The 24,474-nt window shown below is 69.0% G+C and carries 19 protein-coding genes, 1 tRNA gene and 1 pseudogene; 15 read left to right on the forward strand and 6 right to left on the reverse strand.

Annotated features, from left to right (window positions below; genetic code table 11):
- The first annotated feature begins 422 nt into the window (after nt 1-422).
- From FDO69_RS39770 to FDO69_RS39795, 6 genes are all read left to right on the forward strand, one after another.
- A complete protein-coding gene (locus FDO69_RS39770) occupies nt 423-710 on the forward strand; it encodes a helix-turn-helix domain-containing protein (protein ID WP_104788850.1) in 288 nt (95 codons plus the stop codon).
- A complete protein-coding gene (locus FDO69_RS39775; RefSeq protein WP_104788853.1) occupies nt 707-2,281 on the forward strand; it encodes a helix-turn-helix domain-containing protein in 1,575 nt (524 codons plus the stop codon). The genes FDO69_RS39770 and FDO69_RS39775 overlap by 4 nt, the downstream gene beginning before the upstream one ends.
- Complete coding sequence (locus FDO69_RS39780) at nt 2,281-2,853, forward strand: transcriptional regulator (protein ID WP_104788855.1); 573 nt, start codon at nt 2,281-2,283, stop codon at nt 2,851-2,853. The genes FDO69_RS39775 and FDO69_RS39780 overlap by 1 nt, the downstream gene beginning before the upstream one ends.
- 61 nt (nt 2,854-2,914) lie before the next feature.
- Nucleotides 2,915-2,988 (forward strand) — tRNA-Met (locus FDO69_RS39785).
- 132 nt (nt 2,989-3,120) lie between these two features.
- A complete protein-coding gene (locus FDO69_RS43200; protein WP_159030697.1) occupies nt 3,121-3,498 on the forward strand; it encodes a restriction endonuclease in 378 nt (125 codons plus the stop codon).
- Nucleotides 3,499-3,659: 161 nt separating this feature from the next.
- A complete protein-coding gene (locus FDO69_RS39795) occupies nt 3,660-6,089 on the forward strand; it encodes a DEAD/DEAH box helicase (RefSeq protein ID WP_104788860.1) in 2,430 nt (809 codons plus the stop codon).
- 296 nt (nt 6,090-6,385) lie between these two features.
- Here the strand turns inward: FDO69_RS39795 and FDO69_RS39800 are convergent, their stop codons facing one another.
- Nucleotides 6,386-7,165, reverse strand: a complete 780-nt coding sequence (locus FDO69_RS39800; protein WP_138430290.1) for a hypothetical protein — start codon at nt 7,163-7,165, stop codon at nt 6,386-6,388.
- 428 nt (nt 7,166-7,593) lie between these two features.
- On the opposite strand from FDO69_RS39800, the gene araB reads away from it, so the two are divergent.
- From araB to araD, 3 genes are all read left to right on the forward strand, one after another.
- Nucleotides 7,594-9,273 (forward strand): ribulokinase, encoded by a 1,680-nt coding sequence (gene araB, locus FDO69_RS39805; RefSeq protein WP_104788863.1) that lies wholly within the window; start codon nt 7,594-7,596, stop codon nt 9,271-9,273.
- A gap of 66 nt (nt 9,274-9,339) precedes the next feature.
- Nucleotides 9,340-10,857, forward strand: a complete 1,518-nt coding sequence (gene araA / locus FDO69_RS39810; RefSeq protein ID WP_104788865.1) for an L-arabinose isomerase — start codon at nt 9,340-9,342, stop codon at nt 10,855-10,857.
- Nucleotides 10,858-10,882: 25 nt separating this feature from the next.
- A complete protein-coding gene (gene araD / locus FDO69_RS39815; protein ID WP_104788868.1) occupies nt 10,883-11,614 on the forward strand; it encodes an L-ribulose-5-phosphate 4-epimerase AraD in 732 nt (243 codons plus the stop codon).
- A 457-nt stretch (nt 11,615-12,071) separates the two neighbouring features.
- On the opposite strand, the gene FDO69_RS39820 is transcribed toward araD, so the two are convergent.
- Nucleotides 12,072-13,091: a LacI family DNA-binding transcriptional regulator gene (locus FDO69_RS39820; protein ID WP_104788871.1), complete on the reverse strand. Its 1,020-nt coding sequence runs from the start codon at nt 13,089-13,091 to the stop codon at nt 12,072-12,074.
- A 260-nt stretch (nt 13,092-13,351) separates the two neighbouring features.
- Between FDO69_RS39820 and FDO69_RS39825 the strand changes: the two genes are divergently transcribed.
- The 5 genes from FDO69_RS39825 to FDO69_RS39845 all read left to right on the forward strand — a co-directional run bounded on the left by FDO69_RS39825 (nt 13,352) and on the right by FDO69_RS39845 (nt 20,520).
- A complete protein-coding gene (locus tag FDO69_RS39825) occupies nt 13,352-15,325 on the forward strand; it encodes a glycoside hydrolase family 127 protein (RefSeq protein WP_104788873.1) in 1,974 nt (657 codons plus the stop codon).
- A 53-nt stretch (nt 15,326-15,378) separates the two neighbouring features.
- Nucleotides 15,379-16,635 carry a sugar ABC transporter substrate-binding protein gene (locus FDO69_RS39830; RefSeq protein WP_104788876.1) on the forward strand — a complete coding sequence of 419 codons (1,257 nt, stop codon included), beginning with the start codon at nt 15,379-15,381 and terminating at the stop codon, nt 16,633-16,635.
- A 116-nt stretch (nt 16,636-16,751) separates the two neighbouring features.
- Entirely contained in the window at nt 16,752-17,735 is a 984-nt protein-coding gene (locus tag FDO69_RS39835) for a carbohydrate ABC transporter permease (protein WP_104788879.1), read from the forward strand.
- Entirely contained in the window at nt 17,732-18,553 is an 822-nt protein-coding gene (locus FDO69_RS39840) for a carbohydrate ABC transporter permease (RefSeq protein WP_104788882.1), read from the forward strand. The genes FDO69_RS39835 and FDO69_RS39840 overlap by 4 nt, the downstream gene beginning before the upstream one ends.
- Before the next feature lie 197 nt (nt 18,554-18,750).
- Nucleotides 18,751-20,520, forward strand: a complete 1,770-nt coding sequence (locus FDO69_RS39845; RefSeq protein WP_104788885.1) for an RICIN domain-containing protein — start codon at nt 18,751-18,753, stop codon at nt 20,518-20,520.
- Nucleotides 20,521-20,676: 156 nt separating this feature from the next.
- On the opposite strand, the pseudogene FDO69_RS42585 reads toward FDO69_RS39845, so the two are convergent.
- Both FDO69_RS42585 and FDO69_RS39855 read right to left on the reverse strand, forming a co-directional pair.
- Nucleotides 20,677-20,916, reverse strand: a pseudogene (locus FDO69_RS42585) (hypothetical protein); the annotation flags it as partial.
- Nucleotides 20,917-21,015: 99 nt separating this feature from the next.
- Nucleotides 21,016-21,246 carry a hypothetical protein gene (locus FDO69_RS39855; RefSeq protein ID WP_138430292.1) on the reverse strand — a complete coding sequence of 77 codons (231 nt, stop codon included), beginning with the start codon at nt 21,244-21,246 and terminating at the stop codon, nt 21,016-21,018.
- Nucleotides 21,247-21,525: 279 nt separating this feature from the next.
- Here FDO69_RS39855 and FDO69_RS39860 point away from each other — a divergent pair, with 279 nt between their 5' ends.
- Complete coding sequence (locus FDO69_RS39860) at nt 21,526-22,776, forward strand: IS256 family transposase (RefSeq protein ID WP_104788890.1); 1,251 nt, start codon at nt 21,526-21,528, stop codon at nt 22,774-22,776.
- Nucleotides 22,777-22,840: 64 nt separating this feature from the next.
- Here FDO69_RS39860 and FDO69_RS39865 read toward each other — a convergent pair whose 3' ends face one another.
- Together FDO69_RS39865 and FDO69_RS39870 are read right to left on the reverse strand one after the other, a co-directional pair.
- The gene (locus FDO69_RS39865; protein ID WP_104788892.1) at nt 22,841-23,503 is read right to left on the reverse strand and encodes a class I SAM-dependent methyltransferase; all 663 of its coding nucleotides are present in this window, start codon (nt 23,501-23,503) and stop codon (nt 22,841-22,843) included.
- A 225-nt stretch (nt 23,504-23,728) separates the two neighbouring features.
- On the reverse strand, nt 23,729-24,103 hold the full coding sequence (locus FDO69_RS39870; protein ID WP_104788894.1) for a DUF4259 domain-containing protein: 375 nt from the start codon (nt 24,101-24,103) through the stop codon (nt 23,729-23,731).
- Nucleotides 24,104-24,474: the final 371 nt, after the last annotated feature.

Below are 24,474 nucleotides of genomic sequence, written 5' to 3' on the forward strand. Positions count from 1 at the left end.
GGGCGGTCCGGCGCAGGCGCAACCTGACGTATCAGCGACCACCTTCTTTGCCGGACGACCGCCCCCATGCGGGGGGAGCCGCGCTCGCACTTCCGTACAGCGACGGCCCGCCGAAGGCGTGGGCACCGGGACCGAACGGATCGCGCGCCGGATGCACGGACGAGGGGGCTTCATCCCTTCTTCGCCACCCTCGTCGGACAGCGGGTCCTGCTCGCCGGCGTGCGGGCGTGGATTCGCATGACGCGTGAGCACATGGCGCACGGCTGGGGCGTGGCACGCACCCGGCGCACATCGGCTCTCCGTCCTCATCCGGTAACTGACCATGTGTCAGCTCCCTCCGGACACCGAAAGCCTTCCTGCATCATCGATGGTATAAAGCTGACTTGAATGCGGAAGCTGCATGATTCAGGTAAGATGGCGGCATGGGGTTGCACTTGGAGGAATCGCTGCGGCTGACGGTGGCCGCGTTGATGCAGGTAACCGGCGAATCGCAGCGATCGGTCGCCGAGGTGCTGGGACTGACACAGACACAGGTGTCACGCAGGCAGTCGGGCACCATCTCCTGGAGCCTGCGCGACGTCGACGTCCTGGCCGAGCACTACGGCATCGGCGCGCTGGACCTACTGGCGGGCCCCACCAGAGCATGCGAGGCCCTGCCCGCCGACAGGCGCCGCTCCGTCCGGACCGAAGCGAAAAGGACGGGCCGGTGAGCGACTTCGACGCGATCGACTCACTGCTCGACGCCGTAGGCCCGCAGGCCCAACTCCCGCCCTGCCACGTGCGCCGCGAGCTGCGAGAGCAGGCCCGGCTGTCGAAGGCGCAAGTGGCACGCGCGCTCGGCGTCAGCCCGTCCACCCTCAGCGGATGGGAAACCGGCCGGGACCCAGCCGGCGAAATCCGCACCAAATACGCCTACCTGCTGGACGGACTGAACACCAAACTCACCACCGAGACCGAGACCGAGACCGAGACCGAGACGGCGCCGGCTGCGGAGCAGCCCGTCACGTCAGGCACGGCCGCGACTGTCACCCCTTTGTCTTCGCTCGACCTCCGCCAGGACGAGGACGGGGACGACGTGGAGCTGCTCGTCGCCCCCGAGCCCTGTGTGCTGTGCGGCCGTCCCGCCGGACAACGCGTGGCGGGGTTCGCCCAGCACCTGACCCCGGCCGACTGCCAGCCCACCGCCACCGGGGCCCCGGCTGCCCCGCCAGCCGGACAGCCCACCGCGCACACCCCGAAAGCACCGCTGCGCACCCCACCTCCGGCACATGCCACAAAGCGATCCAAGAGCCCGGCCCGCCACGCCTTCCAGGAACCCTCCGGCCCGCTCGACCTGATCCGCGAGACCGTACAAAGCGCACTCACCGAGCACCGGGGCGACGCCGATGCAGCCACAGCGGCGCTGCTGAAGCGGGCCATCCCGGACGCGATGCGACTGCTGGACGAGACCCGCAAGGGCGCCCGCTACGACGTGATCGCACACCCCTGGATCCCCGACATCCTCAAGAAGCAGACCGCGCGCGGCGCCGACCAGATCTGGGAAGCCCGCCCCAAGTGGACCCGACACCAACTCCCGCCCGGCCGCCACCAGGTGACCGCCCTCGACATCAACGGCGCCTACCTCTCAGCCCTCAAAACACACCTCCCCCTAGGCCAGCTCGAGCACTCCACCGGCCCGGCCCACGACCGCCGCCGCTCCGGAGTCCACCTGATCACCCCACCCGAGTGGGAACACCAAGCGGTGCTGCCCAACCCGATCGGCCAGAGGGACGACCCCGGCCCCCTATGGGTCACCGAGCCGACACTCCGCCTCCTGCTGCGCCTGTCCGGCCCCAAGCACCAACTGTGCACGCCTCCTCAGATCCACGAGTCATACACCTCCGGCGCCACCGAAAACCTGCTGGAAAAGTTCCGCATCGCCCTGAAAGACGCCCGCGACACGGCCATCGAACAGGACGACACGGTGACCCTGGAGTACGTGAAGGCGATGTACTCGAAGTTCGTCTCCACGATGGGACAGTCGAACTACAACCGGGAGCTCTACCGTCCGGACTGGATGCACCTCATCCGCAGCCAGGCCTTCGCCAACCTCTGGCTCAAAGCACTCAAGGCCCACCACGAGGGCTTGACCGTCGTCCGGGCCATGGGCACCGACGAACTCCACATCATCGGCGACTGGCGCCGCGTCTTCACCGAAGGCCGAGCCGTCACCGAGGTCAAAGTCAAGGACACATACACCGCCACAAACACCGCCGCAGAACACACAGGCGAGGGGGAGTAGTGCCGGAGAAAAACATCGACTTCGGGAAATTCGGCGCCCGGGGCATCAAAGGCAGCGACGCCGTCGCGCGCAAGCTCGACGAACTCGCAGGCGGCATCGCCACTCCCGTGACCGCCAAACGCGGCTGGATGGCGCGCCTGCACTACCTGACCAAGTCACCCCAGACCCTGAAGGCCGCGCAAGACGCCGGACTCACAGTGACCCACCGGACGCTGAAAGCCTGGCTGGACGGCAAACGCCGCCCCTCCAAAACCAACCTCGAACGCATCGACCAGGCATACCGGACGGTGCGCCGCCACAACGTCGCCCGCCACCTCCTCAGGCGACTCAACCGCGACGGACGCGGCACGCGAGTGGAGATCCACCCGCTCAACCAGTCCCAAGTGCCGCAGCCGCTGCAGCGCGTGGTGGAGTACCGGACGATGAACGTGCGCCGCTGGGACCGCATCGTCGGCTCCTGGGCGGCCGGCGACCACCAGAGCCTCGACGCCGCGTGGCAGGACACCATCGTCGACCTCGGCTCGCAGTGGGGCCAGTACGAGTACGTCACCAACGTCGGCTTCGCCGCATAGAGCCCGCGCCGAAAAGTGGTCTTCGGCACCTGCCGGGATGGCGTACGGTGGGGGATACCGACGCGGGGTGGAGCAGCTCGGTAGCTCGCTGGGCTCATAACCCAGAGGTCGCAGGTTCAAATCCTGTCCCCGCTACTACCGAAGAGGCCCGGACCTACACGATCCGGGCCTCTTCACTGCCATCGCGGCCCGCACGGCTGCGATCGGTGGTACGCCGACTTCCAGCCGGAGCCGCCGACGTCGGGTACGCAGCCTGGAAGTTCATACGTGAGGTACGGGCCCAGAAGATGCGGGCCCACACGCCGGCCCAGCTGCGGATCACGCTCGCCCCGCTCCTCCGAGACGGCTGGAACGCACAAACAGATCGGCCGACAAAGAGACCAGGCCGCAGACGTCACCGGCGAGAACCGCCAACGCGGCAGAATCGTCCTGCAGACCAAGCACACCACCGCCGCCGCCGAAATCGGCCCACCAGAGATGCGCCAGGCCAAAAGCACCGCATGCCCCGCGCACGGAGCCGACACCACAGTCGTGGCCACCAACGGCTCCTCCACCCGGAACGCCAAAACACGGGGCGAACGCCACCAGGCGCACTGGGTCGACCGGGACCAGCTGCGCCGGTGGGCTCTCCTCAGCGCAACGTAGCCGCCACCATCACTCACGACCCACAACCAACAACCCAGATCACAGGGCCCGCGTGGCCCGCAGCGCACCCCCCCACGCCAACAACAGACACTGCGCCACACCCTCTCCGTACGCGAGAATGAACACGAGTCAGCCCCTCACATATGCCGAGGAACCGCGCGATGACCGCCACTCCCACCGCAACAGAACACACCGGGCGTCCGGTCCTGCGCACCGACCAACAGGAGGGCCTCGCCAACACAATCCGCCACCTGCGCCACCCACGCACCCGCGGACACGCCGTCTCGGCCTGCGGCACCGGCAAGACCCTCTTCGCACTACGCGTCGCCGAAGAACTTGGCGTGCGACACCTGGCAGTGGCAGTGCCCAGCCTGGACCTCGTCGCACAGTGGGCGGCAGCGGCCCGCGCGGACGGCCGCCAGGAGCCGATGATCACAGTCTCCTCGCTGCGCGCCGAATCACACCCGCTCCTCGCCGAGGCCAAGGTCCACTCGGCCAACGCGGGGGAGTACCTGGCCTACTGGCTCGCCCGCCACCCCAAAGCAACGGTCCTCTTCACCTACGACTCGCTGTCCAAGATCGAAGAAGCCCAACACTCCGCCATCTTCCCCGCCCCCGTCTTCGGCCTGCTCATCGTGGACGAAGCACACGCCACGGCCGGCACCTGGAAGAAGAACTGGACCACACTGCACGACAACGAACGCATCCCCGCCGAACGCCGCCTCTACCTCACCGCCACCCCCTATGTGTGGGACGCCCCACGCCTGACCGAGCCCCCCACCACCAAGGCGCAGCCCAAACGCACCGCCGCCACAGCACCGGCCTGGGACGACCCGGCCCTCCTGGCCACCATGGACCAGCCGCAGATCTTCGGCCCCCGCCTGCACACCTACTCCCACGCCGACGCCATCGATGACGGCGTCCTGGCCGACTACCAGCTCGTCGTCCCCACCATCACCGACACCGAACTACACACCGCGCTCACCGATCCGGAAACCGGACCCACCGCGCGCCGCACCACCGCCCTGCACCTGGCCATCCTCAAAGCCATGCGCGAGCAGGACCTGCGGCACGTATTCGTCTACTTCCAGCAGATCGCCGACGCCGCCGACTTCGCTCGCCAGTTCACCCACACCCTGCGCACCCTCCCCGACCAACTGCGCCCCCACTGGGCAGACGACGTCGTCGTGCAGTCCATCGACGGCACCCACAGCCCCCGCCGACGCGCCGACACCATCGCCCGCTTCACCGACGCCGACCGGGCCGTGCTGGCCAACGCCAAGGTCCTCGGCGAAGGGGTCGACCTGCCGGCCGTCGACGCCGTCGTCTTCGCCGACCGCACCGCCAGCGTCCGCCGCATCGTCCAGGCCCTGGGGCGCGCGCTACGCAAACCCCCCACCCAGGCCACGAAGACCGCCAGCCTCGTCATCCCCGCCTACGTGCCCCACGGCGCCGACCCCACCGACCTCCTCGGCACCCCCTACGAAGCCCTCTGGCTCGTCACCGCAGCCCTGCGCCACCACGACCAGACGATCGCCGCCCGCGCCCCCCGGGCCAAGAACACCCATCCCGCCCGCGACTCCCACACCTACATCACCCGCCGCTTCCGCTTCGACCACACCCTCGACCCCACCGCGATCGCCCGCGCCCTGGACCTGCTCGTCTGGCCCTCCCACGGCGCCGTCCTGTCCGCCCCCCGCCGCGCCGGCCTAGCCGCCGCCATCCGATACCAAAGCGAACACAGCCACCTGCGCGTAAGCACCGACTACGAGGACGCTTACGGCTACCGGCTCGGGCAATTCATCACCGGCCAGCGCACCGCCTACCAGGCAGGCACCCTCGATCCGGCATGGATCGCCCAGCTCGAGGATCTCGGCATGATCTGGGACGACCACGAGGCCACCTGGCAAGGCCACCTGGCCACCGTCGAGGCCTTCCACGCCGAACACGGCCACCTTGCCATCCCCACCCAACTACCCGGCGGCCAGTTCCTCGCCGACCAGCGCGCCCTGGCCCGAAAGGACCGCCTCACCCCCGACCGCGACAACCAGCTCACAACCCTCGACCCAGACTGGAAACTCCCCTACGGCCCCGACTGGCATCGCAAGTACCATCTGCTGCGCCGCCACCTGGAAGCCGGCAACCACCCCAGCACGCTGCGCCGCGACACGGTCATCCATGGAGTGAAGGCGGGCAGCTGGCTGCACCGCCAGTTCACCAGCTGGCCCGACCTCGGCCCCGGCCAGCGCGATCTGCTCGCCCGCATGGGAATCACCCCCGACCGCGCCCTCCTGGACCAAGAGCACGCCGCGAACAGTCCGAGCACATCGCGGCGGCGCACGTTCGCGCAGACCACCGAGATCCTCGGGCTCTTCGTGGCACGGTGGGGACGCACCCCTGGCGCCCGAGAGTGGATCGAGGTGGACGGCGACCGTGTCATGATCGGCCCCTGGCTCGCCAAGGTCCGCACCAAGCTCAACGCCGGACAACTCCCCTTCAGGCAGCAGCAGTTGCTGTCCCAGGTGCTCGCCGAGCACGGCCTCGAAACGGCGCCCGCGCCCGCGCCTGTCGACTGGACCGAGGACGGCTGAGGCCGCACCGAACCCGCTGCATGACGCACCGCTGCCCGCATCCTCGATGACGATGCGGGCAGCCAGAGCCTGGTACAGCAGGCCGACGCGCACCGCGTCCTGGCCGGTGCCGCTGGTGCACCGCACCGGCCGCCGACCTCGCCGGCCCGGCAACTCCCCCTCCCCGTCGAGCCGTTGCACAGGTAGCGGGCGCCGGACCGTTGCGCACGACCCGCTCTAGACCGGGCCCCGCGGCCCAGCACGGTTGCACCAGGGCGCAGCGCCTCGGCCGGACGAGGTGGAGTCTGCCGCACAGCTCAGCCAGGGTCGGGGCATCCGGGCAGTCCCAGCGGCACGGGAACCGGTTCGGTGCCGGTGAGACAGCGCTGCAGCACCATCCGGAACCGCTGTGCGCCGACGGGCCGCACGGTGACCTCACTCCCGTCAAGCCAGCGGCATGACACCCTCCGGCATCTGCACCGCCTATTCTGTGTCAACTCCAGATGTGTTGCATTCCTTACTTCACCGGCTTCCTCGTCCGCGCGGACGTTGCAAACTGGTTGTCGATGATGCCCCCGTCCTTCGTTGTTCGTTCCCAGTAGCAGTCCGACAGGTCCCCAGACGTGCGGTAGGTTGCCCGGCGCGATCTCCCCGACCTCCTCCGACAGATCCTTCTTCTTCGGGTACGCCACCATGCTGTAGGTGCCGTCCGAATGAGTTCGCGTGTAATTGCCCTCGATCGCGACCAGCGCCGCCTCCGCCCACTTCGGACACAACGAAGGCATCCCTGCGCGTGGGATCTCCTTCTCGTCCTCACTCGGGTCCTGGTTCACTGCCAGCCACTCGGCTGGGTCGTTGCCGAACCCCTGCTGGGCGGTCATTGAGTCGCACATGTCTTGGACATACTCGGATGCGGACCCGTAGAGACTGTCGTACTGCCACCCCGCCGTGTCTGCCTTCTCGTTGAACCGGCCCTCGGGGAGCGTCCGGATAGGTCGACGTCTCCGCGGGCTCCGCAGGGGGGCTCGGGTGTCTCTGCTGCGCTGCTGCTCGACACGCTCGCTGTCGGCGATGTCCCTTCTTGTCTCCCTCTCCACTCGAGCACGATACTCACGAGAAAACGATTTCTCTCTCGACAGTGAAGTCGCGTGATCACGCCGTCAACCGGGGTCGGCGTGCACCGCCTGGCCGCCTGGGTCCACTGACCGGCAGAGTTGGTGTGACAGGCGTCACTCGTTGGAGATTAGCCCAGCGTGTGGGCGATTCCTTCGGCCAGGGAAGCCGTGTCGGGCTGGTCGCTCACACAGGGGTGCCATCAGGGGTTTACGTGCGGGCCTTGACGGGTCAAGATGGCGCAGCGAAGTGAGCAATCATTTTCTCATCGGTGTCGTAGGGCGTGGACCGTGCGGCCCTGATGGGGATGTGTGCAGACGGCGTCCGCTGTTCGATATTCCGAACAGTGATCGCAATCTCGAACAATAGTTTGCTCGCCGCCCCAGATCATCCAACGCACTAAGGACGACCTGTGCACGCAGAGCATGTTGAATCGACGAGCCTCGACCTCTGTGTCGTCGGGGTGGATTTCGGCACCCTGTCAGGGCGGGCTGTGGTGGTCCGCGTCCGGGACGGTGCGGAGTTGGGCGTTGCGGAGCACCCGTACCAGCACGCCGTTCTCGACCGGGAGTTGCCCGACGGTACGCCGCTGCCCCCCGACTGGGCCCTGCAGGTGCCCTCGGACTACACCGACGTCCTGCGCACCGCCGTACCCGAGGCTCTCGCCCGTGCCGGAGTGCGGCCGGAGCAGGTGATCGGCATCGGCACCGACTTCACCGCCTGCACGGTCCTGCCGGTGCTCGCCGACGGCACACCGCTGTGTGAGCTGCCCGAGTACACCGCCCGCCCGCACGCCTACGTCAAGCTGTGGCGCCACCACGCAGCCCAGGGCCAGGCCGACCGGATCAACGCGCTGGCCGCCGAGCGGAAAGAACCGTGGCTGGAGCGGTACGGCGGCAAGATCTCCTCGGAGTGGGAGTTCGCCAAGGCGCTGCAGGTCCTGGAAGAGGACCCGGAGATCTACCAGCGCACCGAGCGCTGGCTGGAGGCGGCGGACTGGATCGTCTGGCGACTGTGCGGCGCGTATGTCCGCAACGCCTGCACGGCCGGCTACAAGGGCCAGTACCAGGACGGGAGTTACCCGTCACCCGACTACCTGGCCGCCCTCCACCCGGACTTCGCTGCCTTCGTCACCGACAAGCTGGACCAGCCGATCGGCCAACTCGGCGAGGCGGCCGGGCGGTTGACCGCCGAGGCCGCCGCCTGGACGGGCCTGCCGGAGGGCATCGCGGTCTGCGTCGGTAACGTCGACGCGCATGTGACGGCCCCGGCGGCGGTCGCCGTGGAGCCCGGCCAGATGGTCGCCATCATGGGCACCTCCACCTGCCATGTGATGAGCTCGGACCAGCAAGGCACGGTCCCCGGCATGTGCGGTGTCGTCGATGGCGGCATCCTGCCCGGAATGTGGGGCTACGAGGCCGGCCAGAGCGGCGTCGGCGACATCTTCGCCTGGTTCATCCGCACCAGCCTGCCCGCCGAGTACGCCGAGCGTGCCGCGGCCGCGGGCCAGAGCCCGCACGAGTACCTGACGGAGCTCGCGGCCGGGCAGAGCGTCGGCGAACACGGCCTGATCGCCCTGGACTGGCACAGCGGCAACCGGTCGATCCTGGTCGACCACGACCTCAGCGGCGTCCTCGTGGGCCAGACCCTGTCCACCCGCCCCGAGGACGTCTACCGCGCCCTGCTGGAGGCCACCGCCTTCGGCACCCGCACCATCATCGACGCCTTCGAGGCCGCCGCCGTACCGGTGAAGGAACTGATCATCGCCGGCGGCCTGACGAAGAACGCCCTGCTCATGCAGATCTACGCCGATGTCACGCGCCGCCCGCTCGGCGTCATCGGCTCCGCCCAGGGCCCGGCCCTCGGCGCCGCCATGCACGCCGCGGTCGCCGCCGGGGCGTACCCCGACATCCGCGCCGCCGCGCACGTCATGGGCAAGGTCCGGCGCGGTGTCTACCAGCCCGACCCGGAGCGTGCTGCGGCCTACGAGCGCCTGTACGCGGAGTACCGGGTGCTGCACGACTACTTCGGCCGAGGCGCCAACGACGTCATGCACCGCCTGCGCCGTATCCGCGTCGAAGCGTCCGCCTGAGCCTTCGCACAGCCCGGCAACGCCCCGCCGGCTCGGAACACCTCAACGTCCGGAAAGGAACCCATCATGAGCGCATCAGCCCAGCCGTACGCCGACCAGGAGGTCTGGTTTCTCACCGGCAGTCAGGGCCTGTACGGCGACGACGTCCTGAATCAGGTGGCCGAGCAGTCGCGGAGCATCGCCGAGATTCTCGGCCGTCCCGGCGAGATCCCGGTCCGGATCGTGTGGAAGCCGGTCCTCACCGACTCCGACTCGATCCGCCGGATGTGCCAGGAGGCGAGTGCCTCCGACACCTGCGTGGGGGTGATCGCGTGGATGCACACCTTCTCGCCCGCGAAGATGTGGATCGCCGGTCTCAGCGCCCTTGACCGGCCCTTGCTGCACCTGCACACCCAGTACAACCTGTCGCTGCCCTGGCCGAGCATCGACATGGACTTCATGAACCTCAACCAGGCCGCCCACGGCGACCGCGAGTTCGGCCACATCGAGTCCCGCGTCGGCGTCGACCGCAAGATCGTCGCCGGCCACGCCACCGACCTCCGCGTCGTCAGGCGCATAGCGGCCTGGGCCCGCGCCGCCGTCGGCCGCCACGCCTCCCGCACCCTGCGCCTCGCCCGCTTCGGCGACAACATGCGCGACGTCGCCGTCACCGAGGGCGACAAGGTGGAGGCCCAGCTGCGGTTCGGCTTCTCCGTCAACACCTACGCCGTCAACGACCTGGTGGCCGTCGTGGACCAGGTCGAGGACAAGGCCGCCGCCGAACTCGCCGCCGAGTACGTCCAGTCGTACGACGTCGTCCCGGCCCTGCGCCCCGGCGGCATCCGCCACGACTCCCTGCTGTACGCGGCCCGTCTCGAACTGGGCCTGCGGGCCTTCCTCACCGAGGGCGGCTTCACCGCCTTCACCACCAACTTCGAGGACCTCGGCGGCCTGCGCCAGCTGCCCGGCATCGCCGTCCAGCGCCTCATGGCCGACGGCTACGGCTTCGGCGGCGAAGGCGACTGGAAGACCTCCGCCCTGCTGCGCGCGATGAAGGTCATGGGCCTCGGCCAGGCCGGCGGCACCTCCTTCATGGAGGACTACACCTACCATCTCGGCCCCGGCACCCCCCGCGTCCTGGGCGCCCACATGCTGGAGGTCTGCCCGTCCATCGCGGCCGCCCGCCCCCGCTGCGAGATACACCCCCTGTCCATCGGCGGCCGCGAGGACCCCGTCCGCCTCGTCTTCGACGCGGCGCCCGGCCCCGCAGTCGTCGTCGGACTGTCCGACCTCGGCGACCGCTTCCGGCTCACCGCGAACGCCGTCGACGTCATCGCCCCCAGCGAGCCGCTGCACCGCCTTCCGGTCGCGCGGGCGGTCTGGAAGCCGCGCCCGTCACTGGCGGAGTCGGCCGAGAGCTGGCTGCTGGCCGGCGCCCCGCACCATACCGTGCTCAGTTCGGCCGTCGATCTGGAGACGCTCACCGACTATGCGTCCATGACCGGTGTCGAGCTGCTGACCATCGACGAGAACACCAGCACCGATCAGTTCGGCAAGGAAATCCGCTGGAACGCCGCCTACCACCGTCTGGCGCAGGCCCTGTGACCCCCCGTACCGAAGGAGACGACCGATGAGCGTGCGCGTCCGCGACGGGCTGCGACAGGAGGTCCTGGAGGCGAACCTCGCCATCCCGCAGGTAGGTCTGGCGACCTTGACCTGGGGAAACGTCAGCGGGGTCGACCGGGAGGCCGGGGTCTTCGTCATCAAGCCCTCAGGCGTCCGCTACGAGGATCTGGCCCTCGACGACCTGGTGACCGTCCGTCTCTCCGACGGCGTGATCGTCGACGGCCACCTGCGCCCCTCCACCGACACCGAGACCCACCGCTGCCTGTATCTGGCGTTCCCGTCCATCGGCGGGGTCACCCACACCCACTCCACGCACGCGGTCGCCTTCGCCCAGGCCCGCCGCGAGATACCCGTCCTCGGCACCACCCACGCCGACACCTTCAACGGCCCCATACCCTGCACGCCGGACCTGACCGCCGAACAGTGCGCGAAGGACTACGAGTACCACACCGGCCACGTCATCGTGGAGATGCTGGAGAGGGATGATCGCAGGGCGAGCGAGGTCCCCGGCGCCCTGGTCGCCAATCACGGTCCCTTCACCTGGGGCACCGGCGCCCGCAAGTCCCTGGAACACGCGATCATCTGCGAGGCCGTCGCGGACATCGCCCTGCACACCCTGTCCCTCTTCCCGACGGCTCCGCCGCCTGAGCACCTCCTGACCCGGCACTACACCCGCAAACACGGCCCCGACGCCTACTACGGCAACCCTGACCCAGGGCTCACCACCTCGGTGTGACCGCCGTACCCGGAGCCTCGCCGGGGGCGGGCTTCATCCGACCCGCCGTGGTCGGATGAAGCCCGCCCCTTCGTGTGCTTCCGCGTTGCCCGGCCGCAGGCCGGACCTGTGGTGACGACGGAGGAGGAAATCCGACGCCGGCCCGGGGGAGGGGGCGGCGTCCTGGCACGACCTCGGGGTACGGGGAGCGCTCCGGGTCCCCTGCACCGGCTTCGCCAGGGCGGAAACCTCGGCGAAACGGTGCCGGCACCCGCACGCAGGTGCCGGCCTGCCGCGGACTTGCGGGAGCAGACCTGGGGTGTCTCGCGGAGGGCTCGTCGAACGGTCGCCGGACACGGCTTCCGGCTCGTCCCTCGGCAGGGGTGGCCCTCGTGCGGAACCGGCCGCAACCAGGTGTGTGCGGCCGGACCTGAACGCCCCTCGCGGCGGCTCAGCCTGGCCCGATTCGTGCGGCGGCTCAGCTCGATTCGCGGACGACGAGACGGCAGGGGACGGTGCGCACGCCTGGCTCCGGGTTGCCGCCGATGGCGTCCAGTAGCCGCAGCGCGGCCTGTCGGCCGATCTCGGCGAGATCCGTGTCGATCGTGGTGAGGGGAGGGCGGCACGCCAGGGCCATGACATCCCAGTTGTCGTAGCCGACGACCGCCACCTTGCCGGGGACGTCCACGCCGTTCTCGCGCAGGCTGTCGGCGACGCCCCTGGCGATCTGGTCGTTACCGCAGAAGAAGGCGTCCGTGTCCGGTGCGGTACGCAGGACCGCCTCGGCGGCGCGGCGTCCCCATGCCTCGCTCCACTCGCCGAAGTGCACCCGGCCGGTGGAGAGCTCCAGCGAAGAGCTTTCGAGCAGCTCGACGGTGTGCCGGGCGCGGTCGCGGGCGGCCGCGTGATGTGCCGGGCCGGTCACATGTGCGATCCGGGTGCGGCCTGTCGCCAGCAGATGCTCGACTGCCAGCTGCGCTCCGCTGCGGTCGTCGGACACAACCGACATGTCGTCCGGGTCGGTGGACGGCGAGAGTGCGTAGACCGTCGGTATCTGCTCGATGCCCGTCAAAGGAGGGCGTGGGTCGGTGCGCCGGCCGGTCACGATGATGCCGTCCACCCGGCGGTCCATGAGGTTGCCCAGGTGGTGCTGCTCGCGGATGGCATCGCCACGGGTGTCGCACAGCAGCACGGAGATCTTCCCGGCGCCGAGCGCGTCTTCGGCGCCAAGCAGCACAGGGGTGCTGAAGCGGCCGATGCCGTCGGTCGTCATCAACCCGACAGTCCAACTGCGGCCCGTATGCAGGCTCTGCGCATTCTGGTTCGGCCGGAAGTCCAGCTCCTTGACGGCGGCCAGGACGCGCTGCCGCGTCTCGGGCCGCATCCTGCCGCTGCCGCTCAGCGCTTTCGAGGCCGTCCCCACACTGACGCCGGCCAGCTCGGCGACATCGGCGAGCTTCGCCCGCCCGGCTCGGGGAGACCCTGGAACGGCGGCCACGCGCAATCCTTTTCCTAGATGTCGTCAGTGGTGCACATCCTGACACCGTTCCCGGTCGCTGACCAGTCCCGACAGCAATCCGGAAGAAACTTCCCCTGCCCTCTTGACGGCTGCTCCCGGGCTACCTACGTTTCCCGCAGAAAATCGTTTGCTCAAACGGGTTCGAGGATTCGGTGAGCCGCCGGTCCGTTCCCGGGACGCATGAACATCCAACGTGCGCCGGACTCTACCCGTTTTCCCCTCTACCTCTTCGGAGAGCCATGTCCCGCCCACGTTCCACCGTGCCCTCCTCCCCGTCCTCGGCCTCGCCCGAAGCGCGGCGCGCCCCCATGGGCCCGGTTCGCCTCGGTCCGGATGCCAAGACGGCGCTGGCCCCCGCCACCGTCGAGGTGAGCGCCGGCTTCTGGGGCGCCCGGCGGGAGGTCAACGCGCGCACCTCCATCCCCCAGGGCCCCGGCCTGCTGGAGTCGGCGGGAAACCTGCAGAACCTGCGCGTGGTGGCGGGCACCGCCGAGGGCGAGTTCCAGGGCGCGTACCCGTTCGTGGACTCGGACGTCTACAAGTGGCTGGAGGCCACGGCCTGGCAGCTCGCCCAGGAAACGTCCGAGGACGACGGCCCGCTCGCGGCCGACGTGGAGCGGATCGTCTCCCTCGTCGCCAACGCGCAGCAGCCCGACGGATACCTGAACACGTGGTTCCAACTGCTCAAAGGCGGTGAGCGGTACAAGGACCTGCGCTGGGGCCACGAGCTGTACTGCGCCGGACACCTGATCCAGGCCGCGGTGGCCCACCACCGGGCCACCGGACGCCCCGAGCTCCTCGACGTGGCCGTGAGGTTCGCCGACCACATCGACAGCGTCTTCGGCCCCGCGGACAGCGGAAAGCCCCTCGACGGCGTCGACGGCCACCCCGAGGTGGAGACCGCCCTGGTGGAGCTGTACCGGGAGACCGGTGAACGCCGCTATCTGGACCTCGCCGGCTACTTCGTCGACCGCTTCGGCCACGGTGCGCTCGGCGGCGAGGCGTACTGCCAGGACCGCGTCCCGCTGCGCGAGGCGACCGACGTCGAAGGGCACGCCGTACGCCAGCTGTACCTGCTGGCCGCCGCGACCGACCTGGCGACCGAGACCGGGGACGCGGAACTGCGCGCCGCCACCGAACGGCTATGGGCGGCGATGACCACCACCAAGACCCACATCACCGGCGGACTGGGCGCCCACCACGACGAGGAGGACTTCGGCGACCCGTACGAACTGCCCAACGAGCGCGCCTACTGCGAGACCTGCGCCGCCATCGCCTCCGTCCAGTGGAGCTGGCGCATGGCCCTGCTCACCGGCGAGACCCGCTACTCCGACCTCATCGAGCGCACCCTGTACAACGGCTTCCTGGCCGGGGTGTCGCTGGACGGCGAGCGCTGGCTGTACGTCAACCCGCTCCAGGTCCGCGACGGCCACACCGACCCCGGCGGCGACCAGTCGGCCCGCCGCACCCGCTGGTTCAAGTGCGCCTGCTGCCCGCCCAACGTGATGCGCCTGCTGGCCTCCCTGGAGCACTACCTCGCCAGCAGCGACGAGGACGGCCTCCAGGTCCACCAGTACGTCACCGGCCGCTACGCCGCCGACGGCGTCACCGTCCGCTGCGAAACCGACTACCCCTGGCAGGGCACGATCCAACTGACCGTGGAGGAGACCCCAGCGGACCGGCCCTGGACCCTCTCGCTGCGCATCCCGCAGTGGTGCGGCGAGTTCCGCGTCCGGTGCGGGGACACGGTGTACGACCAGACCGACGCGCCGGTCAACGACGGCTGGCTGCGGCTGGAGCGCACCTGGGCGCCCGACGACGAGGTCGTCCTCGAACTCGGCCTGGAACCCCGCCTCACGGCCGCCGATCCGCGGGTGGACGCCGTACGCGGCTGTGTGGCGATCGAGCGCGGGCCGCTCGTGTACTGCCTGGAGCAGGTCGACCACCCCGGCGGCGGCCTGGACGACATCGTCCTCGACACCGGCCGCCCGCTCGCCGTGAAGCACCGTCCGGACCTGCTCGGCGGAGTCACCACCGTCGTGGCCGCAGGGTACCGCCGGAAGATCCCCGACGCGGGCTGGTGGCCGTACCGGAGCGCGGAGACCACCGACGCGCCGCCGGCCGACGAGCCCCTCGAACTGACCGCGATCCCCTACTACGCGTGGGCCAACCGCCAGGACGGCAGCATGCGCGTCTGGCTGCCCACCTCCTGAACCCACGGCCGTTCCCCGCTCCCTGCGAAACACCCCGAGACAACGAGGTCACCATGAGAAACACCCGCCGTACCCTGATCACCGCCATCGCCGCCATCGGCGCGCTCACCTCCGTAGCCGCCTGCGGCGGCGGTTCCGACTCCTCCGCCTCCGGGTCCGGCTCGGGCAAGGCCGACGGCACGTACAACTTCTGGGACCCCTACCCGCAGTTCGACGCCTCCTCCGCCTGGGGCAAGCTCGTCAGCAAGTGCGGCAGCGACGCCGGGGTCAAGGTCAAGCGCACCGGCATGGACACCACGGACCTGGGCAACAAGGCGCTGCTCGCCGCCCAGCAGGGCAACGCCCCCGACGTGATGCTCGTCGACAACCCGGTCGTGTCCACGATGGTGGAGGCGGGAATCCTCAACAAGACCAGCGACCTCGGCCTGGACACCAAGCCGATCCAGAAGAACATCCTCGGCGCGGGAGAGATCGACGGCGCCTCCTACGGTGTGCCGATCGGCGCCAACACGCTGGCCCTCTACTACAACAAGAAGGTCCTGACCGCCGCGCACGTCGACCCCGCCTCCATCAAGGACTGGGCCTCGCTGACGGCCGCCCTGAAGAAGGTCAAGGCGGCCGGAAAGAAGGGCATCACCTTCTCGGCGATCAACACGGAAGAGGGCAGCTTCCAGTTCCTGCCCTGGTTCTGGGGCGCCGGCGGTGACCTCACCAAGCTGAACTCGGACAAGGGCGTGGCCGCGCTGTCCCTGTGGAAGCAGTGGGTCGGATCCGGGTACGCGCCCAAGGACGTCCTGCAGAACACGCAGACCACCAGCTGGCAGCAGTTCGCCACCGGCGACTACGCCTTCGCCGAGAACGGCACCTGGCAGCTCGGCAACGCGGCCAAGGCCGGCTTCGACTACGGCGTCATCAGCATCCCCGGCCAGAACGGCGGCTCGGCACCCGTGCCGACCGGCGGCGAGTTCGTCACCGTGCCCGTGCAGAAGGACACCTCGCGCTACGACGTCAGTAAGAAGATCGTCACCTGCCTGACCAACTCAGCCAACCTGCTGACCACGGACAACACCCTGACGTATGTCGCCCCCACCGCGGCGGTGCAGGCAGAGCAGGTCAAGTCGAACCCCGAGCTCAAGCCGTGGGTGACGGCGGTGGCCGCGGCACGCGGGCGCACCAGCGGCGGTCTGGGCACCAAGTACCCGACCATCTCGCAGCCGATGTGGACCGCCGTCCAGGCCGCCCTGTCCGGCAGCAAGAGCCCCAACGACGCTCTCGACGCCGCGCAGACGGCCGCCGGCAAGGGCAACTGACACCCGGCGCCCTCATGGCACGCCCCGGGGCCCTTCCTCCGAAAACCACACGGCCACCCGCAACCGCCCGGACACCACCACGGCCCCGGGCAGGCCACCCGCACCCAGGAGTTCGCATGACCACCGCCCGCCTCGACCGCCGCTCACCGCGGTCGACGGTCAAGTTCGCGGCGACCGGCACCGTTGACCGGACGGACGCCTCGCCGTTCCGGCGCCGACAGCGCCGCAGGAGCCGGCTCACCGCGCTGGCCTTCCTCGCCCCGCTGGCCCTCTACCTCGCCGCCTTCTACGTCTACCCCCTCTACCGCAACCTCGACCTGAGCCTGCGCAACTACACCGTCCGGTCGTTCGTGGCGGGGGATGCGCCCTTCTCCGGACTGGACAACTTCAGGACCGTCCTCGACGATCCCACGTTCGGCCCGGCGATGCGCCACACCATGATCTTCACCTTCGTGTCGATCGTGTTCCAGTACGTGGCCGGGCTCGCCCTCGCGGTCTTCTTCAACCGGCACTTCCGGCTGGCCGGCACGCTCCGGGCCCTCTTCCTGATCCCCTGGCTGCTGCCGCTGATCGTGTCGGCGTCGACCTGGTCATGGATGCTCAACAGCGAGTCCGGCGTCGTCAACTACGCCCTCCACCTGGTGGGCGTGTCCCCGGTCAACTGGCTCGACTCCCCGGACTGGGCGCTGACCTCGGTCATCATCGCCAACGTCTGGATCGGCATCCCGTTCAACCTGGTCATCCTCTACAGCGGCCTGCAGAACATCCCCGGTGAGCTGTACGAGGCCGCGTCCCTGGACGGAGCGAGCGCCTGGCAGCAGTTCCGCCGCATCACCTTCCCGCTGCTGCGGCCGGTGTCGGCGATCACCCTGCTGCTCGGTCTCGTCTACACCCTCAAGGTGTTCGACCTGATCTGGATCATGACCAAGGGCGGCCCCAGCGACGCCTCCTCCACCCTCGCGACCTGGTCCTACCAGCTCGGCTTCGGCACCCTACTGCCCAAGTTCGGCCCCGGCGCCGCCGTCGGCAACATCCTCATCCTCATCGCCCTCGTCTTCGGACTGCTGTACATCCGCGTCCAGAGGAGGCAGGAATCGTGAAGTCCCGTACTGGATCCCGCCGTTACACCGTCATCGGTCTCGTCCTGACCGCCGTGATGCTGTTCCCGGTGTACTGGATGCTCAACGTGTCCCTCACCCCGCAGCAGGACATGCGCAAGAGCCCGCCCGACCTGCTGCCCCTGCACCCCACGTTCGAGGGCTACCGAGCCGTGCTGAACGACCAGATGCCCTACCTCGGCACCAGCCTGCTCATCGGTCTGGGCACGGTCGTCCTCACCCTCCTTCTCGCCGCCCCGGCCGGCTTCGCACTGGCCAAGCTCAAGCCCTACGGCGGGGGACTCCTCGGCCTCGTCCTGCTGGTCGCCCAGATGATCCCCGGCATCGTCATGGCGATGGGCTTCTACGGCATCTTCCTCGACCTGGGGCTGCAGAACACCTGGTGGGGACTGATCATCGCCGACTCCACCATCGCCGTGCCCTTCGGCGTCATGATCTTCACAGCCTTCATGTCCGGGATCCCCGGCGAACTCATCGCAGCGGCCCGCATCGACGGCGCCGGCACCTTCCGCACCTTCCGGTCCGTCGTCCTGCCGGTGAGCCGCAACGCGATCGTCACGGTCTCGCTCTTCAGCTTCCTGTGGGCCTGGTCCGACTTCGTCTTCGCCAACACGCTCGACGGCGGCGGTGACTGGCGGCCGATCACCCTCGGCATCTACCACTACATCGGCAACAACAACCAGGAGTGGAACGCGATCATGGCCACCGCCGTCGTCGCGTCCCTGCCCGCGGCCGTCCTGCTCGTCCTCGCACAGCGTTACGTGGCCGCGGGCGTCACCGCGGGCGCCGTCAAGGACTGATGCCACGATGCCCTCCGCCCGAGGCCCCCCGACCCCCTGGGACCGCGCTCCACCCCCCATCCCGCCCGCACACCGTCCAGAGCTGCAACCCGTCACGAGGGCCCACGTCCCACGTAACCGGCCGGCCCCCGAGCCGTCGCCTCCCCCCGGCGCGCCGCGCCACCTGCACGTCCCCCTCCCGCCCAGGAGAGCCGCTGATGTCACACCTGAGCTCCCGCCACCGCCACAGAGGACCCCTCGGCCGCGCGAGCGCCGCCACCCTCGCCACGGCCCTGGCCACCACCGCCCTCGTCCTGTCCGGCACCTCCGCCCAGGCCGCCCCCACCTCCTCCACCACCCTGGTCGTCAACGCCGCACAGAACCTGCGGCCCGTCACCCACGTCGGCACCGGCAGCCTCTACGGCCTCGCCGACAACGCCACCCCCTCCGACAGCCTGGTGAGCGCCCTCAAGCCGAACACCTTCGTACAGATGGCCCCGGGCGGCAGCCAGAAGCCCAACAACGAGCCCAGCCCCGCCGGCGACTCCCTCGTCGTGGCGCCGAAGGCAGCCCGCGCGGGCGCCAAGGTGGTCGCCCGTATGCCGGACTGGTACCCGAACTTCCCCTACCAGTGGGTCAGCTGGAGCAACTGGCTGTCGGCGGTCGACCAGCAGGTCGCCTCCGTGCAGGCCTCCGGTGCCACCAACATCAGCGCGTACGAGATCTGGAACGAACCCGACTGGACCTGGGACACCACCCACGCCGGCCCCTTCAACGACGGTTGGGCACGCACGTTCAACCAGATCCGCACGCACGACACCACCACCCCCATCCAGGGCCCGAGCTACGAGCACTGGGACCAGGCCCGGATGAGTCAGTTCCTCACCGACGCCAAGGCCAGCGGCACCGTCCCCAACGTCATCGCCTGGCACGAACTGCACGGCAGCAGCGACATCGCCGCGCACATCTCCGACTACCGCGCACTGGAGAGCAGCCTCGGCATCAGTCCCCGCCCGATCTCCATCGAGGAGTACGGCAAGCCCACGGAGATGGGCAACTCCGGTGCGCTCATCGGCTACGCCGCCAAGTTCGAGCGGGCGGGAGTCCGCGACGCCGAGCTCGCGTTCTGGAACCACTACGGCACCCTCGGCGACACCCTCACCGACACCGGCGGATCGCCCAACGGCTCCTACTGGACGTACAAGTGGTACGGCGACATGTCCGGCAACATGCTGACCACCACGCCGCCCGCCCAGACGGGCATCGACGGACTCGCGTCCCTGAACAGCGCGGGCAACCAGATCAGCGTCATCGCGGCCGGCTGCACCGGCTCCTGCGCCGTGAAGGTCAACGGCCTGTCGTCGCTGTCGGCCTTCGGCAGCACAGTCCACGTGAAGCTGGAGTACAGCCCCGACACCGGCCGTACGACCGCCTCTCCCGGCCCGATCACCATCTCCGACGCCGACTACACGGTCTCCAACGGCTCCATCACGGTCCCGGTGACGATGAACGCCTCCGACGGCTACCACCTGGTGATCACCCCGACCGGCACCAACACCTCCCTGGCCGGCCGCTACCAGATCACCAACAAGAACAGCGGCCTCGCGCTGGACACCCTGAACGCGGGCACCGCCCCGGGCACCTCGGTCGTCCAGGCCACATCCACCACCGGCACCGACCAGAACTGGACCCTCGTGCCCGCCGGATCGGGCCTCTACAAGATCGCCAACCAGAAGAGCGGGCTACTGCTGGGCATCACCAACGCGGGCACCGCGGACGGCAACACCGCCCTGATCTGGGGTGACAACGGCACCGCCGACCACCTCTGGCAGCTCATCCCGGCCCGCGACGGCTACTACAAGATCGCCAACTACAACAGCGGACGCCTCCTCGGCGTCAACGGCATGAGCACCGCCCCCGGCGCCCAGGTCCTGCAGTGGGCCGACAACGGCACCGCCGACCACCTCTGGACACTCACCGCACGCTGACCCCACCCGTCCACGGCCCCGCGTCCGCCTGCCCGGCGTCTGGACACTCACCGCACGCTGACCCCACCCGTCCACGGCCCCGCGTCCGCCTGCCCGGCGGGCGCGGGGCCGCTGTCTCTCCGGCCGGGTGCCTTCGGGTTCGGGCGGGCCTGTGCCGGTCCAGCGGCGGGAGGCCGCGAACACGTCGATGAGGTCGCGGGGCACTCCGCAGTCGGCCAGGGCGCGGACCTCGGTCCCGATCACGTCCGCTTCCGCGAGGACGGGTCTGTACGGGCTCTGGGCGACCGGCCGCCAGAAGATCTCCTTGAGGATGTCGACTTCGCATGCCGGCCCGGTCGCCGGGTCGGAAACGGTGAAGCGGGCGGACAGCGCGGTGGCCTCCAGTGCATGCACCCGTCGGTGGAGTACGCGTAGGTTCCAGCGCGTTCGGCGAGCAGTCTTGCCACGCACTGCTGGTGGGGCCGCACGGAATCTGTGCCCCTGCTGTGATCACGGTCAACGAGTCGAGGGCCGGTGCTGGACGGGCAGCACTCGAACGATGCCATCGCTGTCGGCTGCCTCGCGCAGTTGCTGATTCTCGACCTCCAGGACGTGTACGACCCGCACCAGCTGCTGGACGTCTGTGCGCAGTTGGTTGCGCTCGGCACGCAGGCGGGTGATCTTAGGCTGCAACTCGTCGTTGGTCCGCTTCAAGCCGTCGACGACCTTAGGCCGCGCGTCCTGCATCCGCACCAGGGCGTAGAACAGGTCCTTCAGGCCAGGCTGACCGCGTACGCCGCGACCTGGAACAGGTTATGGGATCCCCCTCCGCCTCAGGGCTGCTCGCCCCCGGCCGAACCTTCCTGACCGCATCACCCCTTCCACCGTCCGGTGAGCATCGGGAGCAATGCTCAAGACCTGTGGATCGGCCTCGGGTTGAACGCGGAAGGCGTACCTTCCCGAATGATCCTGTGATGGTCACCGAGTAGGCCCGCGTTCGCAGCGCGGGTCGCGAAGGCACGCCCGATGCTCAGCGTAGTGAATGCCGACGGCTCCACCGCGTCCGGCTCCCTGATCGACGAAATCGTCCGCGAGGGCGCCCGGCGGATGCTCGCCGCCGCGCTGGAGGCCGAAGTCAACCAGTACATAGCCGAGTTGGCCGCCGAGACGGACGAGGCGGGGCGGCGCCTGGTGGTCCGCAACGGACACCACCGGCCCCGCACCGTGACCACCGCCGCAGGTTCCGTCGAGGTCACAGCCCCCCGCGTGAACGACAAGCGGGTGGACGCGGCCACCGGCGAGCGGATGCGGTTCTCCTCCAAGATCCTGCCGCCGTGGTGCCGCAAGTCGCCCAAGGTCAGCGAGGTCCTGCCGCTGCTCTACCTGCACGGGCTGTCCTCGGGGGACTTCGTGCCCGCGCTGGAGCAGTTCCTCGGCTCGGCGGCCGGCCTGTCGCCGGCGACTGTGACCCGGCTGACGAAGCAGTGGACCTACGACCACGCCGCCTTCCAGCAGCGCGATCTCGCCGAGTCCGACTACGTGTACGTGTGGGCGGACGGGGTGCACCCCAAGATTCGGCTCGGGCAGGCGCACTCCTGCGTCCTGGTGCTGATGGGCGTGCGCCTGGACGGCACCAAGGAGTTGATCGCGCTGGCCGAGGGGCTGCGTGAGTCGACCGAGTCGTGGGCCGCCCTGCTGCGCGACTGCCGCAGGCGCGGCATGCGCGATCCCGAGCTGGTCGTCGGCGACGGCGCGATGGGCCTCTGGAAGGCGCTGGTCGAGGTGTTCCCGGCTGCCCGCCACCAGCGGTGCTGGGTTCACAAGGCCCGGAATGTCACGAACGCCCTGCCGAAGTCCGCACAGCCGGGCGCCACGAAGGCGATGCAGGAGATCTACAACGCCGAGGACCGCGGCCACGCCGAGAAGGCGATCGAGGCGTTCGCGAAGACCTACGGCGCCAAGTTCCCCAAGGCCGTGGCGAAGATTTCCGACGACCGCGACGAGCTGCTGGCGTTCTACGACTTCCCGGCCGAGCACTGGATCCACCTGCGGACCACGAACCCCATCGAGTCGACCTTTTCCACCGTCAAGCTCCGCACCAAGGTCACCCGCGGCGCCGGTAGCCCCGCCGCTGCCCTCGCGATGGTGTTCAAACTCGTCGAGTCCGCCCAGGCCCGCTGGCGGGCGATCACCGGAGCCCACCTCGTGCCCCTGGTCCGCACGGGCGCCCGGTTCGAGAACGGCGTCCTGGTCGAACGTTCGCGGGGCGCTGCCTGATCTTGTGGCGGCTGGTCGGGATAGGGCAATTACTCAGACAGGAGTGGGGCTGCCATGACAGAGGTCAGCCGGATTGTGCAGTCTCACGCTGACGGAGCACGTCGTAGCCCACGAACTCAAACAGTCGGGTGCCGGTGCGCAGGGGGCGAGGCGTGCCGGTGAACCGGTGTACACCGACCCCATAGCCAGCACCCGGTTCGGACAGCCATTGCAGTTCGAAACCCTGCTCGTCGAACCAATCGCAGATCATGGGCACTCGGTCGGGGGCGGCACGGTTGCGGGTCCAGATGACGGTGCCACCGGTCTTGCACAACTGGTTGCAGGCGCCGATGGTGCCCTCGATGTCACTGTCGGTGATGTTCCCGAAGACACCGCAGACCAGAACGAGGTCCGCGGGAGTCATGTCCCGGTAGTGGTCGATGAGGGAAGCGTCGCCCGTCACTACCTCGACCTGGTCCAGCTCTGCCAGGCGGGCCGTCTCCGAAGCCGCGGCAGTGTTGCGGGCGTCCAACTCGACAAGCCGCGCTCGCACCTCGTGGCGGCGCGGATGATCGGACAGGACGTGGAGGAGGTCTCGACCGTCCCCGGCGCACAGGCTGATCACCTTCAGCGGCCCGGCCGGTGCATCGTCCAGGGCAGCCCGGATCTGCGATTGAACGGTCCGCAGCCTTCGTGCCATCCAGGAGTCCGCTACGTCGTACTTGCCATGCCAGGTGTTCCAGTCCATTGCCGCACCCTACGGCTGAGTACGAGCCGCATACGAGTCAATTTCGATCACCGCAGGGGCAACCGCTGCAGCGGCCAAAATCGAGCCACAGGCCCTCAGATCGCTGCGGTCACGTCCTCCGTCATCAGGACAACCCTCGAGCGGCCATCCACAGGTCTTGACAATTACTCGAGCATATCGGCCGTTGGGTCGGTCGTCCCGCAACTCTGTGACCGGTGGCGCTGGCTAGTGCGCGAACAAGGAGTTCCCCTCAGTATCGGATTCGGGTGCTAGGACGGCGCGAATGCGGCTGATGCTGTGCCGCCACGCGGAACCCGGAGATGTCTCATGCCAGAGTTCGGCGAGTTCGGACGCCTCTCCGAGCACCCGGTCGAGCGCTCCGACCGCGAGTGGCCGAAGACTTTCGGCGAAGTTCGGCAGCGCTTTATCCGGCCCGTAACTCGTACTGGTCGGTTCGCCGCCTGGGCACTGCGCCGCGATGAGCGCGGCGGCAGCGACAGCCTCCGCACCTTTGGGACTCTCTAGATCCGGCAGCGGGCGAGACCCGGATCTCGAATCTTCCAAAATTACGACGCGAAGGAAGCAAGCCGAGTCGACCATCTCTGCGCGACTCACTCACGCAGAGATACCAGCCCGAGCGCAGACGCCCCCAGTGAACCTGACCAACCATCAAGTCACGCACCGCCACATGCCACCAGCCGAGATCTCCTGCTCACCCAGCCAGCAGGAGTCTGTCGCGGAGCGATCCGACTTCTCAATTCACCTGTTGACAAACCAAGTTGCAGGTGAATTGCAACAAGAGTCGGTGCGGTGCTCCGATCGCGGAGCGATCGGAGCACCGCACCGACGAACCCCATCCTTGATCCGCGGAGCGGATCTCCGGACCGGAGGGCCGGCCATCTCCGCGGAGCGGAGATGGGGTTACCGACGCGTAGCGTCGGCGCGTCGTTCCTGCGGAGCAGGACGCGCGC

Source organism: Streptomyces tibetensis, assembly GCF_007655005.1.
In the GTDB taxonomy this organism is placed as follows: domain Bacteria; phylum Actinomycetota; class Actinomycetes; order Streptomycetales; family Streptomycetaceae; genus Streptomyces; species Streptomyces tibetensis.